Here is a 15276-nt window from a genome sequence, read left to right as displayed (position 1 = left end):
CGATGGCAGGAGACAAGAAGCAGCAGCTGCATGGCTCGAACCGCTCGGTCAATATCGCCGAGGCGCTATCGGCGCGCGTCAAGGACCCGTTGTGGTTTCTGGCTCGGCAATGGCAGACCGGTGAGTTCGAGGCGGAAAACGGCGGCGCGCTGGCAAGCGTCGATCTGGAGAGCCGCCATTTTCCGGTGGCGCGGTTGCAGCGCGGGGCAGAGATGCTGGCGCTTGACCCCAAGGAGCCGCTGGAGCCGTTCATCGAAGCCGAGAGCGCGGGCCGTGACGAGGCCGCCGCCTGGCGCAGTGAGGCGCTGGAATACGCGTTCGGGTTGGAGACCTCAGGGCACCGGTTGCGAGCCAGCGATTACACCGGGTTTCAGCTCGATTGGTATCAGTTCGACCTTGAAAAGTCATTCGGCGGCGACGGCGCGGAGGAGGACGCGCCGCGCAGCTATGTGCCGACGCAGATCAGCTTGCCCGGGGCGCCTGATCCACGCTGGTGGCGGCTGGAGGAGGCGGGGGCCTATTTCGATGCCCCGCGCGAGGCGGAGCCCAATATCCTGTCCACCCTGCTGCCGGAGTTCTTTTATACCGATATCAACAACTGGTACATGATCCCCGCGCCGATGCCTACGGGCGCGGTTCGGGACATCCTGTCGCTGCGCGTGACCGACAGTTTCGGCGTGATGACCGAGCTGGAGCCGGTGGAGGAGGAGGGCTGGAGGGTGTTTGCCGTCGATCCGCTGCCCGATGCAGAGCGTGGCATTTCGGGCCGGCAACTCTATGCCCCCAATATAGCGATCGACGTCCTTTACAATGACGTTCTGGAGGATGTCCGCTTTGTGCGGGACGAGCAGGCCAATCTGGTCTGGGCGTGGGAGCATGTCTATACGACTGAGACCGGTGAGACCGTGATGAACGGCGATGCGCGCGAGGCCGAGGCGCAGGGCAGTGGCGACGCGCCTGAGCCTGCCGGGTTTCGCCTGATGTCGGATGTGCCCCGGAACTGGATTCCGTATCTGCCGGTGCAGATCGACCTGACCCCGACCGATGGCGAGGTTTTCCTGCGCCGGGGGCGGACCGACCCCGAGGCGAGCCGCGACACTCCGCAATACCGGTCAACCGTGGTTGCCGAGGCGGTGCGCCTGATGGAAGAGGAGGTGCCGCGCACCGGGTTGCGCGTGCGGCGTATCGCCAAGTTTGCCAGCGGTGCCGGTGAGGACAGCAATCATTTCTGGGTGGGGCGCCACAAGGATGCCGGGCGCGGCCATGCTGGGCCGGGATTGCGCTTTGATTATGTAGAGGGCGACGATTAAAGCGTTTCGAAGATGATATCGGCGGCGTTGGGGTTTGACGGCATGGGTGCCTGCCCGAAATCCGGGCGCGACAGGGTGCCTGCCTGAAACGCCTCGACGGCGAGAATTCCTGTGGCGTTCCACGTCTTGATATGGTCCGGCACCATTGTGAAGAAATCCTCGACCGCGCTGTGATAGGCCTTGCCGTGGTCGTTTCTGTCGCCGTCCGTCGTGGCACCGGGTATCTGGTTCAGAAGGTCGGGATTGGTGGCGGCGATTTTCATGAAGGTCTTTTGCTGCACGCCATTGCCATCGACATGGCCGTGTTTGAAGGTCTCGACGTAGAACGGTTCGGCGGGCAGCATCGGGTAATACATTTCGGCGTACTGGTCGGTAAAGACATTGGTCTGCCCGTAATGCAGGCTGATACCGTTCGACGTGGGTGGCGTGAACTTGGAAATCGCCGAATTTCCCAGCCGGTTGACCCAGAACATCACCCATTTCGGTGATTTCGTGCGGGCCAGCTCGAAAACGGCATCCTTGAAGAATGTGCGGTTGCTCTCGGGCCAGGCTGCATCGGCATTGTAGGCGCCGTAGAGCTTGCCCGTGTTGGCGGTTCTGATGCTCACCTCGGTCAGGGCGTGGTCCCAGTTCTGGCCCAGTTGGGTATTCACCGCGGTCACCTTGTCGATGACAAGCTGATATTCGGCGATCAGGTTTGACTGTGTCGGGTCTTTTTTCCAATCCTCGTAATAGTCGAGCCCGAGGACCGAGATGCTGTTCAGGAAATCGGAAAACGCTTGTGTGGCCGTGAACCCGCCGCCGGTGGGAAAGTAACGGTCGAGGTCGCTGGCAAGCTCGGCCAGGGTGTCCTTGCCGTTGATGCAGAACACGAACTTGATCTGCGCGTGTCGGCTTGGGTCGACCTCGGCGCGGATGGCATCGACCATGAGTTTCCACAGGGCAATGAAGTTGTCCATGTAGGGGTGGGTATTGTTTCCGCGTGCCTCACCCCACCAGAAATGGCTGATATTGGGTTCGTGAAAGAGGCGGACATAGATGTCCTTGCCGTCGGCCATACTGTGGGACAGCAGATCGTCGAGGAAGGCACCCATTTCGTGCCCGCCGCGGGTGACGGTGTCGCTTGGGGTGGGAGTGTCGCTTTGAGCGGCAAATTCGGATTGGAAGTTCGCGGAACCCAGATGTGTGTCGGATTGGCCAGTGTGGTATTTCAGTGGATCGAGCCCGCTATCGGCGGGCGTGATGAAGATGAAGGGGTTGAGCATATGATAGCTGAGGCAGATTTCGCCGCCCTTGGCGTAGCATGACAGCATCAGATCCTTCATCATCGCCTTTTCGGACGGGATGCTGCCGGTGCCGCTGCGCTGGTTCTGGGGTTTGGTCGTCAGCAGAACCTTGGTGTCGTCCTGATAGAAAATATCCGCAACACGCCCGTAATCGAACCCGTAGAGCTTGGGCCGCAGGCTGGTGGCGCATTCGATGTCGGTGATCCAGGCATCGACATAGCCCTCGAGGTTGACGGCGCTGTGGGTGCTGGGCGGGTTGGTGATGTTCACCATGCTTTCGCCGGGAAAGACCAGTTTGTTTGCGGCGACCTGCGACGCGTAGCCCTTTGGAACTTTCAGATGCCAGAGCAGGCTTTCATACAAGACTTCCTGCGCACCGAGCCAGGGCTTCATGACGACCTCGTTTAAAAATACGCTTGCAGAGAATTTTCAAAAGGGTGCCACCCGGCGGGTCGGAAATCAAGAAAATCGCAGGTCGAGCCGCCGTTGCTGCGACTTCGGGCATCAATCCGCGCATCGTTTGCATTCTCTGGCGGAATTGCCACGGCAGAGGGTGGTCCCGTTGCTTGTTCATTCTTTTGGGCGCTGCGCTCCGGTCTCGGCACGGCCGACATCGACCGTTTGAGTTCATGTCGAGCGCGTCGGATTGCGATTCTCACCCCTTGGGTCGTGTCTCCTTGAGGTAGCTCTGGATGTCCTCACCATCGTCAAGGCCGGGCTGGGTTTCGCCCTGAAGCTCCTCCGGGACCGTCCAGCCAGGCTCGATCCCGGTCATGTCGGGCAGTTCATGGGCGATGCCCTTGTGACAGTCGATGCAGGTCCGCTCGCCGGAGAGCAGGTACTCCGTGTGTATCCTTGACGCTCGGGGGGACTGGCGGCTGAGATCCATGGCCATTTCGTTATGACAATTGCGGCATTCGAGACTGTTATTGGCCTGCAGCCGGGACCATTCCCGCTTTGCCATCACGAGCCGGTGGTCGAGGAACTTCTCGCGCGTGCTGATCACGCCGAAGATATGCCCCCAGACCTCTTTCGAGGCCTGCATCTTGCGGGCGATCTTGTCGGTCCAATCATGCGGGACGTGGCAGTCGGGGCATCCGGCACGCACGCCCGATCGATTGGAGAAATGCACGGTTCGCGACAGCTCTTCGTAGACGTTGGCCTCCATCTCATGGCAGGAGATGCAGAATTCCTCGGTATTGGTGTGTTCGAGTGCCGTGTTGAAGGCACCCCAGAAGACCACCCCGCCGACGAAACCACCCAAGGTCAGAAAGCCAAGACCAAGCGTTCCTGCCGGGGTCCACAAAACCCGCCAGAACCAGCGGAGAGGCTGCATGATCCACCGCATGTCAGTCACTCCCGGCGCCGGTGGCGCCCAACTCGGACATGTCGGTAAAGCTGTTTTCGATCAGAGGCGCGGTGTCAGCCTGCGACACGTGGCACTGGGTACAGAAGTACCGGCGGGGCGATACATCGGCGAGCATCTGCCCCTCGCGGGTCATGTAGTGGGTGATCGAGATCATTGGCGCTCCGGAGCCTTCGGTATGTTCGCGCCTGTGGCATGACATGCAGCGGTTGGCATTGACCGAAAGCTGATATCCTTCGATCGAATGGGGGATCACCGGCGGCTGTTCGGGATAGGCGCGCATCTGGCGGACATCGTCGGTGACAAAGCGTTCGAGCGGCCCGGCGGGGATCGATTCCATCGGATCGGGGGATGGCCCTGACAGTTCCGGCACGCTTTGTGCGAAGACGAAACTGCCGGCGAGGCAGGCGGTGAAAACGGCGATCAGGCGAAACTGCGTCATTATACCGGCTCCACGCGCACGGCGCATTTCTTGAAATCAGTCTGTTTTGAAATCGGGTCCGTCGCATCCAGTGTCACCTTGTTGATGAGCTGGCTGGCGTCGAACCACGGCACGAAGATCACGCCCGAGGGCATGCGGTTGCGGCCCCGGGTTTCGACGCGACTTCGGATTTCACCGCGTCTTGAGATCACCCGCACCTCCATGCCCTGATTGAGGCCGCGTTCGCGTGCGTCGATGGCGTTCATGAATACCTTGGCGCCGGGAAAGGCCTTGTAGAGCTCCGGCACCCGCATGGTCATCGAGCCCGAATGCCAGTGCTCCAGCACCCGACCGGTGACCAGCCACATGTCGAACTCGTCATCCGGGCTTTCGGCGGGGGGCTCGTAGGGCACCGCCAGGATCACCGCGCGGCCGTCGGGCCTGCCGTAGAATTCCACGCCCGCCCCTTCGCTGACGTAAGGATCATAGCCCTCGCGGAAACGCCATTTCGTTTCCTCGCCGTCGACGACGGGCCAGCGCAGGCCGCGCACCTCGTCGCTCTGATAGGTGTCATACGGGGCCAGATCGTGGCCGTGCCCTCGCCCGAAGGCGGCGTATTCCTCGAACAGGCCCTTTTGGATGTAGAAGCCGAAATCCTGGGCTTCGTGGTTGGCGTAGTCCTCGGGCATGTCGTCGAGCGGATAGGCGTCGACCTGACCGTTTGCGAAGACCACGTCGAAGATTGTCTTGCCGCGATAATCCGGATTGTCATTCAGGATATCTTCGGGCCAGACTTCATCCGTGGTGAAGCGTTTGGAAAACTCGGCGAGTTGCCACAGATCCGACCGCGCCTCGCCCGGCGCATCGACCAGTTGATGCCAGGCGTGGGTGCGCCGCTCGGCATTGCCGTAGACGCCTTCTTTCTCGACCCACATGGCGGCGGGAAGGATGATATCGGCCGCCATCGCCGTCACGGTCGGATAGGCATCGGACACGACGATCATGTTGTCGGGGTTGCGATAGCCCTGATAGGTCTCGTTCTGCGTATTGGGGGCGGCCTGAAGGTTGTTGTTGACCTGAACCCAGTAGAAATTGAGCACCCCATCCTTGAGCATGCGATCCTGCTGAACCGCGTGGAAGCCCGGCTTGGTATTCAACAGGCCATGCGGCAGCTTCCAGATCTCTTCGGTATGTTCCACATGGTCGGGGTTGGTCACGACCATATCCGCCGGAAGCCGATGCGCAAACGTGCCCACTTCGCGTGCCGTGCCGCAGGCCGAAGGCTGTCCGGTCAGCGAGAAGGGCGAATTGCCGGGCTCGGATATCTTGCCGGTGAGCAGATGGATATTGTAGACCATCTGGTTGGCCCAGACACCGCGCACATGCTGGTTGAAGCCCATTGTCCAGAGCGACATTACCTTGGTGTCGGGATCGGCGTAAAGCTCGGCCAGTTCCTCGAGGAAGCCCGGCTCGACCCCTGACAACTCGCTGACATATTCAAGCGTATACTCGGCGACATGTGCCTTGAACGCCTCAAAGTCCGACGGCTCCATCAGCCCGGCATTGCCTGCGCCCTCGGCCGCGAGTTGCAGCGGATGATCGTCGCGCAGACCATAACCGATATCCGTCTCGCCCTTCATGAAGGTCGTGTGCTTTGAGACGAACTCCTCGTTCACGCGGCCGGTCTGGATGATGTAATTGGCGATATAGTTGAGGATCGCGAGATCGGTGCCGGGCTTGAACACCATTGGAATGTCCGCGAGATCCATCGACCGGTGCGTGAAGGTCGAGAGCACCGCGCATTTCACGCCCGGCGTACCCAGCCTGCGGTCGGCCAGCCGTGTCCAGAGGATCGGGTGCATCTCGGCCATGTTGGAGCCCCAGAGCACGAAGGCGTCGGCATGCTCAAAGTCGTCGTAACACCCCATCGGCTCGTCGATGCCAAAGCTGCGCATGAAGGCCGCCGCTGCCGAAGCCATGCAGTGCCGTGCGTTCGGGTCGAGGTTGTTCGACCGGAAACCGGCGCGCATCAGCTTGGAGGCGGCATAGCCTTCCATCACCGTCCACTGGCCTGAGCCGAACATGCCGATGCTCTCCGGCCCCTTCTCGGCAAGCTGTTTCTTGACCCGCGCCGCCATGACGTCGAACGCCTCGTCCCAGCTGACCGGCTCGAACTCGCCCTCCTTGTCGAACTGGCCGTTCCGCTTGCGCATCAGCGGCGTGGTCAGGCGGTCTTCGCCGTACATGATCTTTGACAGGAAGTAACCTTTGACGCAGTTCAGACCCCGATTGACCTCGTGTTGCATGTCGCCATGGGTGGCCACGACCTTGCCTTCCTTGACCCCGACCATCACGCCGCAGCCTGTCCCGCAGAACCGGCAGGGCGCCTTGGACCAGTTGATCTTGAGCGCCTCGACCCCGCCTGGAACGGGCTGGGCGAGGGCCTCTTGGGAAAGCCCGGCGGCGGAGGCGGCGAGCGCAGCCGCGTGTGCCTTGAGAAGCTGGCGTCGTGTCAGGTCGAGTGGCATGTGGTCTCCTCCGGTTCCTCGGCGTGCTCGAAGACCATGTTGGCCGCCAGAACGCCCTCCATCAGGTTGATCTCGGTCAGCCTGTCACCAAGCTGTCCGGTACTCGTTCCTTCTATTGTCACGATGAGACGCGTGTCGTCGCCGCCATGCACTTCCACCCCGTCGAGCGTCTCGACACGCCGGTGCACCTCGTGCGATGCGCCTTCGGCGATGGTCACGACGGCCGAGGAGACATGCCAGCGAGGTTCAGACATTCTCGGGGCCCCTTTCGATTGCATGGATGGCATCTGCCGGGCAGGCGGACGAGCAGGCGGCGCAGCCGGTGCAGCTTGCGGCATCAAGCTCGGGCAGGAAGGGCCCGCCAACCCGGGGACGCATGGAAATGGCGGTCTCGGGGCAGACGTCGCGGCAGGTCATGCAGGCGATTCCGGCCTGCGCGAGACAATCGCCGGAAATCTGCATCACATGGGCCATCCGGCGGTCACTGGCAAAGACATCCTCCGGACAAGCCGCCGCGCATTCACCGCAGAATGTGCATTCCCCGGCTCCGGGTTTGATCGCCACACCATCTACGGCAATTTCAAGTATGTCCTCGGGGCAGGCCTCGGTGCAGGCGCCGCAGGCGGTGCATGCCGTCAGAGACTGCAGCGACACACCCGGTGGTCTTGCCCGGTAAGGCCCTGGGCGAGGATTTCCGCGAAGCAGGTCGCGACGGGATATGCCGGTCTGCGCCGACACGAGCGGTCAGTGCCCTGACGGGCCCGGCGGCCCGGCGACAAGCTGATACATCCAGACCAGAAAACCGTAGCCGCCAACCGTACCGACGGCCACGACGGGCCAGATACCGAACGCCAGGATCAGGAAATGAGTTAATTCTTTGCGTCGCCGTTTGTCGCGACACTCGGACTCTGGTTCGGTGGCATGTCCTTCAGACATCGCTTCCTCCCCGGCTGAGGGTGTTTTTCACTTCAATCACACAACCCTTGGGTATCGTAACAGCATTGTGACCAAAAATTCAACATCTCGGGTCCAGCAATGAGGGCGTGCAGCCTTTCTGTCGGATCGTCGGGGAAACGAGAATGTCTCGAACAGCCACGCCCGGTGCGCGTGTCCGCAACGAACAGACCACATGAATTCTGGTTCCGGATCATGGATCAAGCCGAGAAGTTTGATCTGCGGCAAAGAGGCGTGTCCCTGTCCGTTTCATAAGACGGCATGGAACATACAGAATCACTCAAGGCGCTTGGCCTCTTCGATGCACGCGTGCCGCGATACACATCGTACCCGACCGCCGCGGCCTTTACGCCCGACACCGGCGCGTCCTTTCAGGGCCGCGCGCTTGAAACGCTGAACCCGAAAGAGCCGGTATCGGTCTATATCCACATCCCGTTTTGCGAGCGGCTGTGCTGGTTCTGCGCCTGTCACACCCAAGGCACGAAGACCCTTGGGCCTGTGGAAAGCTATATCGAGACGCTCGAGGCCGAGCTCGAGATGGTGCGTGCCAAGCTGCCTGACGGCTTGAAAATGGGCAACCTGCACTGGGGAGGTGGAACACCGACAATTCTGCCTCCGGCATTGATCCATCGCCTGGCCGAGGCGATACGTCGGGTGTTTCCCCCTGCTGACGTGTTCGAGTTCTCGGTGGAAATCGACCCGACCATGGTTGATCGCGCGAAAATCGAGGCGCTGGCCGCTGAAGGCATGACCCGCGCCTCGATCGGCATTCAGGACTTTGATCCTCAGGTGCAAGAGGCGATTGGCCGCCTGCAATCGTTCGATGTTACACGGGCCTGTGTCGAAGATCTGCGTGCGGCCGGGATCACCTCGCTCAACACCGATCTCGTATATGGCCTGCCGCATCAGTGCCTTGCGCGGATCGAAGATACCATCGACAAGGTCCTGACCTTCGCGCCGGACCGCGTGGCGCTCTTTGGATACGCGCATGTTCCGTGGGTCTCCAAGCGGCAAAAGCTGATTGACGAAGACGCGCTTCCGGGCGATCTGGCGCGCTACAATCTCGCCACGCGCGCCGGGGAACTGTTCGTTGCGGAAGGCCTGACGCCCATCGGCATTGACCATTTCGCACGCCCCGGGGATGATCTGGCGACGGCGCTGGAGACGGGGCACCTGCGCCGCAATTTCCAGGGATACACGGCCGATTCCTGTCGAACCCTCATCGGACTTGGCGCATCGTCGATTTCTCACTTTCCGGAGGGATACGTCCAGAATGCGCCCGCGACGGCAGCCTATAAGCAGCGGATCGCAAAAGGTGTGTTTCCCGGTTCTCGTGGCTATCGGATGACCAGCGAAGACCAGTTGCGCGCACGTGCGATCGAGCATCTGATGTGTACCTTCGCGCTGGATCTTGATGACCTGAGCCAGGAGTTCGGGGCACGCGCACAGACGCTCCTGCCGTGCCTGATGGAGGTGGCAACACGATTTGCACCGTTCGCAAAGCTGACTGGAAAGCGCATCGAGATCGCGCCGGAGGGACGATCCTTGACACGCATCATCGCGTCGGTTTTTGACCAGCATGTCCCGGAAGGCGTGCGCTACTCGCGCGCATCCTGACTGCTTGGCGTAGAGCCAAGCCATGTCTTTCGGGCTGAGGCTGCTGGCCGTCAGACCGACGGAGCGCCGAGGGCTATGGGTTGCGACGCAGGAAACGAGATGCCCCCGCAATCGCGGTGTTCTTAGCACGGCTGCGGTCAAGGCCTCTGGAGTGTGATCCAAGACCGCGCGCCGTTCGCAGCTGAGGCCGTGATGCCAAACACAAGAAAGCCGCACGCCGCCGAGCGCGAGCGTGCGAAGAACCATGCGCGCGCCTACACGGCGTCAGGCGTCGAGATTTTCGACGTTGAGCGCGTTGGCCTGGATGAACTCGCGGCGCGGTTCGACCACGTCGCCCATCAGCTTGGTAAAGAGATCATCGGCCTCGGCCACGTCGTCGATCTTGACCTGCAAGAGCGTGCGGGCGTCCGGGTCGAGCGTGGTTTCCCAAAGCTGATCGGGGTTCATCTCTCCGAGACCCTTGTAGCGTTGCAGCGTCAGGCCCTTTTCACCCTCTTTCAGGATCGCGTCGAGCAGGTCGAGCGGGCCGAAAATCGGCTGAGAGCGGTCCTTGCGAAGCAATGTCGCGCGCTCCCGGTAGATGGCGCGAAGCTGTTCGGTCTGCTGGGCGAGGCGACGGGCGTCGCCGCCGCGCAGCACCGGGCCGTCAAGCGTGCGCATTTCCTCGACCCCGCGCACCACGCGGGTCAGGCGGAGGCCCTGATCCTGCGTCGGCCGGCCCTGCCAGCCGCGCTCGTATTCATTCGAGATCATGTCGAGCCGGGCGGCCACGGTATCGGCCACGCCTTGCAGGTCACTGTCGACGCGGCCGGGCAGGAACGCCTCGGCGATGGCCGCCTGTTCGAGGATGTGGCGGGGATAGTGCGTCGGGAAGGCTTCGAGGCTGCGCTTGGCCTGCCGCGCCTCTTCGACCACGCGCACCAGATCGGGCCCGGCAATCTCCTCGCCCGAGCCAAGCCGCAGGGCGGCATCGGTGGTGCCCTGGTCGATCAGGTAATCCTCGAGCGAGGGGTGATCCTTGAGATAGACCTCGGATTTGCCGCGCATCACCTTGTAGAGCGGCGGCTGCGCGATATAGAGATATCCGCCCTCGATCAGTTCCGGCATCTGCCGATAGAAGAACGTGAGCAGCAGCGTGCGGATATGCGCGCCATCGACATCGGCATCGGTCATGATGACGATCTTGTGGTAGCGCAGTTTCGAGATGTTGAACTCGTCCCGGCCGATGCCGGTGCCCAGCGCCATCACGAGATTGCCGATTTCCTGTGACCCGAGCATCCTGTCAAAGCGGGCGCGCTCGACATTGAGGATCTTGCCGCGCAGGGGCAGAACCGCCTGCGTGCCCCGGTCGCGCCCGGTCTGGGCAGAGCCGCCGGCGCTATCACCCTCGACGAGGAACAGTTCGGTCTTGGAGGGGTCCTTGCTTGAGCAATCCTTGAGCTTGCCGGCGAGGAAATTGACATCCATCGGGTTCTTGCGCCGGGTGAGTTCGCGGGCCTTGCGCGCGGCCTCTCGGGCATGGGCGGCCTCGATGATCTTGGAGACGATGACCTTGGCCACCTGCGGGTTTTCCTCGAACCATTCGGCGAGTTTCTCGTTCATCAGACCCTCGACCGCGGGGCGCACCTCGGAGCTGACGAGCTTGTCCTTGGTCTGGGACGAGAATTTCGGATCGGGCACCTTGACCGAGAGCACGCAGGTGAGCCCCTCGCGGGCGTCGTCGCCGGTAAAGCTGACCTTTTCCTTTTTGGCGATGCCGGTGGTCTGGGCATAGGCGTTGATGGTGCGGGTCAGCGCACCGCGAAAGCCCGCCATATGGGTGCCGCCGTCACGCTGCGGGATGTTGTTGGTAAAGGGCAGCACCGTCTCGTGATAGCTGTCGTTCCACCACATCGCCACCTCGATGCCGATCTCGTCACGCTCGCCGGTGATAAAGATCGGCTCGGGCATGGCGGGGGTCTTGTGACGGTCGAGATACTTGACGAATTCCTTGACCCCGCCTTCGTAGAACAGCTCTGATTCAAGGTGTTCGGCGGGGCGCTCATCTCGCAGGATGATCCGCACGCCGGAATTGAGGAAGGCCAGTTCTCGCAGGCGCTTTTCCAGCGTCTCGAAGCTGTATTCAAGGTTGGAGAATGTCTCCAGCGAGGCGAGAAAGCGCACCTCGGTGCCCTTGCGCCCCTCGGCATCGCCCACGACGCGCAGCGGCTCGGTGGTAAAGCCGCCCTCAAAGCGGGCGATATGTTCCTTGCCGTTGCGCCAGATGCGCAGTTCGAGCCATTCGGACAGCGCGTTGACCACCGAGACGCCGACGCCATGCAGGCCGCCCGACACCTTGTAGGAATTGCTGTCGAATTTGCCGCCCGCATGCAGCTGGGTCATGATCACCTCGGCGGCCGAGACGCCTTCGCCCTCATGCATGTCGACGGGGATGCCACGGCCATTGTCGCTGACCGAGACGCTCGAATCGGCGTGGATCGTGACGTTGACGGCGTCGGCGTGACCGGCCAGCGCCTCGTCGATGCCGTTATCCACGACCTCGTAGACCATGTGATGCAGACCGGAGCCGTCGTCGGTATCCCCGATATACATGCCGGGGCGTTTGCGGACAGCCTCCAACCCTTTGAGAACCTTGATGGAATCGGCCCCGTATTCTTCGGGCGCGACGGCGGGTTCGGACATGCGTGTGTTCCTTCGTATTTTTGTGATTTTATACGTTTTATTGGGGGGAATGTCACGCCCAACCGCTATATTTTGCGTATCTCGTGAAGTCAGGTGAAGGGGATCACCAGACCCACCAGAATCAGCAGCACGCCAGAGCCGAAATTGAGCCGGGCAATCGCCTTGGGGCTCTGCAAAAGGCGGCGCGCGCGGTCGAGAAAGAAGGCGAGTGCAAGGTTGCCCAGCATTGGCACGATGGCCGAAACCGCGAGGATCGCGGCGATGTCGGGCACGGTGACGGTGGAAAGATCGAAGAAGCCCGGCAGGAAACCCATGTAGAAGAGGATCGCCTTGGGATTGCCGATCACCGCCGCCATGCCGACCGAGAACCCGGCCCAGATGCCGGGACGGGTCATGCGGCTGTCGGCGCTTGGTGGGCGGGAGGGCGCACGGATCAGCAAGAGCCCCATCACGATGAACACCCCCGCCGCGATCCAGCGCAGCATCTCCAGCGCGTCGCCATAGACCGACAGCACCCAGGCAAGGCCGAGGATCGCGCAGAGCGGCCAGATCAGATCGCCCAGTGCGACGCCCACCGCCAGCGGCCAGGCCCCGGCCATGCCCCCCGAGAGCGACCGCGCGGTCAGCGCCACCCAGACCGGGCCGGGCACCGCCCAGAGGCCCGCCATTGCGGCGGCGTAGAGCATCAGGTCGAAAAGGCTGACGGTCATGGGGCCTGGGGCAAGGTGAGGCTGCCATCGGGCGAGAGCGGCCAGAACGGGTTCATCGCCAGTTCCCAGACATGGCCGTCGGGATCGGCGAAATAGCCGGAATAGCCGCCCCAGAACACCTTTTCCGGGGCCTTGAGCGCGGTCGCCCCTGCGGCGAGGGCGGTGGCATAGGCAGCATTCACCTCGGCCTCGGTCATGAAGTTCTGCGCCAGCGTCATTGCCCCGGTGCCGAGCGTGGCACCGGGGCGGCCCTGATCGGCGGCGAGGTCGGATGTGCCGAACAGCCCCAGAACCAGCCCGTTCATCTGGTAGAAGGCGACCTTGTCCAGGGATTCTGCCGGGGTCCAGCCAAGGGCGGCGTAAAAGTCGCGTGCGCGGTCGAGATCCTCGACGCCAAGGGTGATGAGGGTGACGCGTTGCGGGGTCATGGGGCCTCCGGTGTGATGCGGCTGGTGCCGTCGGTGTCGGTGACGTGGACGTGTTGCGCGCGCGGGCCCAGTTCGGCGAAGAGTTCCGGCCCGGTGCCGGTCATCCATGCCTGAGCGCCGAGGCCGCAGATTTCGTCATAGAGCGCCGCACGGCGGGTGGCGTCAAGATGGGCCGCGACCTCATCCAGCAACAAAATCGGCGGCGCGCCGAAATCGCGGGCGAGCGCGCGGGCATTGGCAAGGATGAGCGAGACAAGCAGCGCCTTTTGCTCGCCGGTGGAACAGTCGGCGGCGGGCACGCCCTTGGCGGCATAGACCCCGTAGAGATCGGCGCGGTGCGGGCCAACAAGGGTGCGCCCGGCGATCAGATCGCGAAACCGGCTCTCGGCCAATGCCTCGCGCAGATCATCGGCGGTCTCGGGCATCTCGCCCTCGGTCTGGGTCAGCTCCAGTTCGGCGGTGGGAAAGGCGGTTTCGGCCTGCATCTGCGCGCCCGCGATGAGGGCGAGCGCGTGTTTGCGATTGGTGTGAATCTGCGTGCCCGCCTCGGCCATCTGCCGCTCCAGTGCCAGATACCAATGCGCGTCGCGCACCTGATCCTTGAGCAGGCGATTGCGTTCGCGCATCGCCTTTTCATAGGCCAGCGCCGCGTCGCCGTGATCGGGCAGGAAGCTCATGGTCAGGCGGTCGAGAAACCGCCTGCGCCCCTCGGTTCCTTCGATCCAGAGCCGGTCCATCGACGGGATCAGCCAGAGCACCCGGGCGATCCGGCCCAGCGCCAGTTGGGTGGCGGATTTCTCGTCGATGCGTACCTGCCGCGCCGCGCTTTCTTCCGACAGGATTTCGACCTCGTGGACGCGTTGCAGCGAGTGCAGGAGGCCGGTGATCTTCCAGCCCAGGGCTTCAGGCCGGCGCGCCATGTCCTGCGCTGCCGCGCGCCGCAGCCCGCGCCCCGGAGACAGGAGCGAGACCGCCTCGATCAGGTTGGTCTTGCCCGCGCCATTGGGGCCGTGAATCGCCACGGGCCGCGCATCGAGCGTGAGCCGCGCCGACTTATGCGAGCGGAAATGCGAAAGGGTCAGTTCCGACAGGTAGAGGCCGGGCATTCACGACCCTTTCATCTTGCCAGAAATATCCCCGCCGGAGGCTTCGACAGATGTCACACCCGCATCGGCATGACGACATAGACCGCCGTCGTGTCATTGCCTTCGCGCATCAGCGTCGGATCGCCCGAGGAGTTGAACAGGAACACGGCGTTCTCGCGGTCGACCTGGCTGGCGATTTCCAGCAGGTACTTGGCGTTGAAGCCGATTTCCAGCCGCTCGTCGCCATAGGCCACGGCAAGCTCTTCCTCGGCGGCGCCGCTGTCGGGGGCGTTGACCGAAAGGATCAGCCGATCCTCGTCGAGTGCCAGTTTCACCGCGCGCGAGCGTTCGGAACTGACGGTCGCCACGCGGTCCACGGCCTGCGCGAATTCGGCGGCGTCCACCTCCATCCGGCGGGTGTTGCCCTGCGGGATGACGCGGGTGTAATCGGGAAAGGTGCCGTCGATCACCTTGGAGGTCAGGGTGATGTCGGGGGTGGCGAAGCGGATCTTGGTTTCGGAGACCGAGACCGCGATTTTCATCTCGTCGTCTTCCAGCAGCTTGCGCAATTCGCCCACGGTCTTGCGCGGCACGATCACGCCGGGCATGTCCGACGCACCCTCGGGCAGGTCGGCGTCGATCCGGGCGAGGCGGTGACCGTCGGTGGCCACGCAGCGCAGCACCTTGCCGCCATCGACCTCGGAGACATGCATGTAGACGCCGTTGAGGTAGTAGCGGGTTTCCTCGGTCGAAATGGCGAATTTCGACTTGTCGAAGAGGCGCCGCAGCACCGGCGCGGGGGCCGAGAAATTGCTGGCATATTCCGACGAGGCCATCACCGGGAAATCTTCCTTGGGCAAGGTCGCGAGGTTGAAATTCGACCGGCCCG

Annotated in this window: 14 protein-coding genes; 2 read left to right on the top strand and 12 right to left on the bottom strand. The window is 62.6% G+C overall.

Annotated elements, in window-relative coordinates; all coding sequences use genetic code 11:
• Positions 1 to 2 precede the first annotated feature (2 nt).
• Positions 3 to 1310: a hypothetical protein gene (locus tag RID11_RS00970; protein WP_350135125.1), complete on the top strand. Its 1308-nt coding sequence runs from the start codon at positions 3 to 5 to the stop codon at positions 1308 to 1310.
• On the opposite strand, the gene RID11_RS00965 is transcribed toward RID11_RS00970, so the two are convergent.
• The 7 genes from RID11_RS00965 to napE all read right to left on the bottom strand — a co-directional run bounded on the left by RID11_RS00965 (position 1307) and on the right by napE (position 7847).
• Positions 1307 to 2989: a glycoside hydrolase family 26 protein gene (locus RID11_RS00965; protein WP_350135122.1), complete on the bottom strand. Its 1683-nt coding sequence runs from the start codon at positions 2987 to 2989 to the stop codon at positions 1307 to 1309. The two genes, RID11_RS00970 and RID11_RS00965, sit on opposite strands and share 4 nt — an antisense overlap.
• 262 nt (positions 2990 to 3251) lie before the next feature.
• Positions 3252 to 3944 carry a NapC/NirT family cytochrome c gene (locus RID11_RS00960; RefSeq protein ID WP_350135119.1) on the bottom strand — a complete coding sequence of 231 codons (693 nt, stop codon included), beginning with the start codon at positions 3942 to 3944 and terminating at the stop codon, positions 3252 to 3254.
• 1 nt (position 3945) lies between these two features.
• Positions 3946 to 4404, bottom strand: coding sequence for a nitrate reductase cytochrome c-type subunit (locus tag RID11_RS00955; protein WP_350135116.1), 459 nt, complete (start codon positions 4402 to 4404; stop codon positions 3946 to 3948).
• Positions 4404 to 6911, bottom strand: a complete 2508-nt coding sequence (napA, locus tag RID11_RS00950; RefSeq protein WP_350135113.1) for a periplasmic nitrate reductase subunit alpha — start codon at positions 6909 to 6911, stop codon at positions 4404 to 4406. The genes RID11_RS00955 and napA overlap by 1 nt, the downstream gene beginning before the upstream one ends.
• Positions 6896 to 7165, bottom strand: coding sequence for a chaperone NapD (locus RID11_RS00945; RefSeq protein ID WP_350135110.1), 270 nt, complete (start codon positions 7163 to 7165; stop codon positions 6896 to 6898). The genes napA and RID11_RS00945 overlap by 16 nt, the downstream gene beginning before the upstream one ends.
• Entirely contained in the window at positions 7158 to 7565 is a 408-nt protein-coding gene (locus tag RID11_RS00940; protein WP_350135107.1) for a ferredoxin-type protein NapF, read from the bottom strand. Before RID11_RS00940 ends, RID11_RS00945 begins: the two co-directional genes overlap by 8 nt.
• A gap of 90 nt (positions 7566 to 7655) precedes the next feature.
• Positions 7656 to 7847 (bottom strand): periplasmic nitrate reductase, NapE protein, encoded by a 192-nt coding sequence (napE, locus tag RID11_RS00935; RefSeq protein ID WP_350135104.1) that lies wholly within the window; start codon positions 7845 to 7847, stop codon positions 7656 to 7658.
• A 279-nt stretch (positions 7848 to 8126) separates the two neighbouring features.
• Between napE and hemN the strand changes: the two genes are divergently transcribed.
• A complete protein-coding gene (hemN, locus tag RID11_RS00930; RefSeq protein WP_350135101.1) occupies positions 8127 to 9482 on the top strand; it encodes an oxygen-independent coproporphyrinogen III oxidase in 1356 nt (451 codons plus the stop codon).
• A 264-nt stretch (positions 9483 to 9746) separates the two neighbouring features.
• Here the strand turns inward: hemN and gyrB are convergent, their stop codons facing one another.
• The 5 genes from gyrB to dnaN form a co-directional block, all read right to left on the bottom strand.
• Positions 9747 to 12164, bottom strand: coding sequence for a DNA topoisomerase (ATP-hydrolyzing) subunit B (gene gyrB, locus RID11_RS00925; RefSeq protein WP_350135098.1), 2418 nt, complete (start codon positions 12162 to 12164; stop codon positions 9747 to 9749).
• A gap of 89 nt (positions 12165 to 12253) precedes the next feature.
• A complete protein-coding gene (locus tag RID11_RS00920; protein WP_350135095.1) occupies positions 12254 to 12874 on the bottom strand; it encodes a LysE family translocator in 621 nt (206 codons plus the stop codon).
• The gene (locus RID11_RS00915) at positions 12871 to 13302 is read right to left on the bottom strand and encodes a VOC family protein (protein WP_350135092.1); all 432 of its coding nucleotides are present in this window, start codon (positions 13300 to 13302) and stop codon (positions 12871 to 12873) included. Before RID11_RS00915 ends, RID11_RS00920 begins: the two co-directional genes overlap by 4 nt.
• Positions 13299 to 14408 (bottom strand): DNA replication/repair protein RecF, encoded by a 1110-nt coding sequence (gene recF / locus RID11_RS00910; RefSeq protein WP_350135089.1) that lies wholly within the window; start codon positions 14406 to 14408, stop codon positions 13299 to 13301. The genes RID11_RS00915 and recF overlap by 4 nt, the downstream gene beginning before the upstream one ends.
• A gap of 53 nt (positions 14409 to 14461) precedes the next feature.
• On the bottom strand, positions 14462 to 15276 hold an 815-nt coding region (gene dnaN / locus RID11_RS00905; RefSeq protein ID WP_350135086.1), incomplete at its 5' end, for a DNA polymerase III subunit beta.

Origin of the sequence: Roseovarius sp. (assembly GCF_040219995.1) — a bacterium.
Taxonomy (GTDB): domain Bacteria; phylum Pseudomonadota; class Alphaproteobacteria; order Rhodobacterales; family Rhodobacteraceae; genus Roseovarius.
The sequence above is the reverse complement of the archived record's forward strand: the minus strand, read 5'-3'. Positions and strand labels throughout refer to the sequence as shown.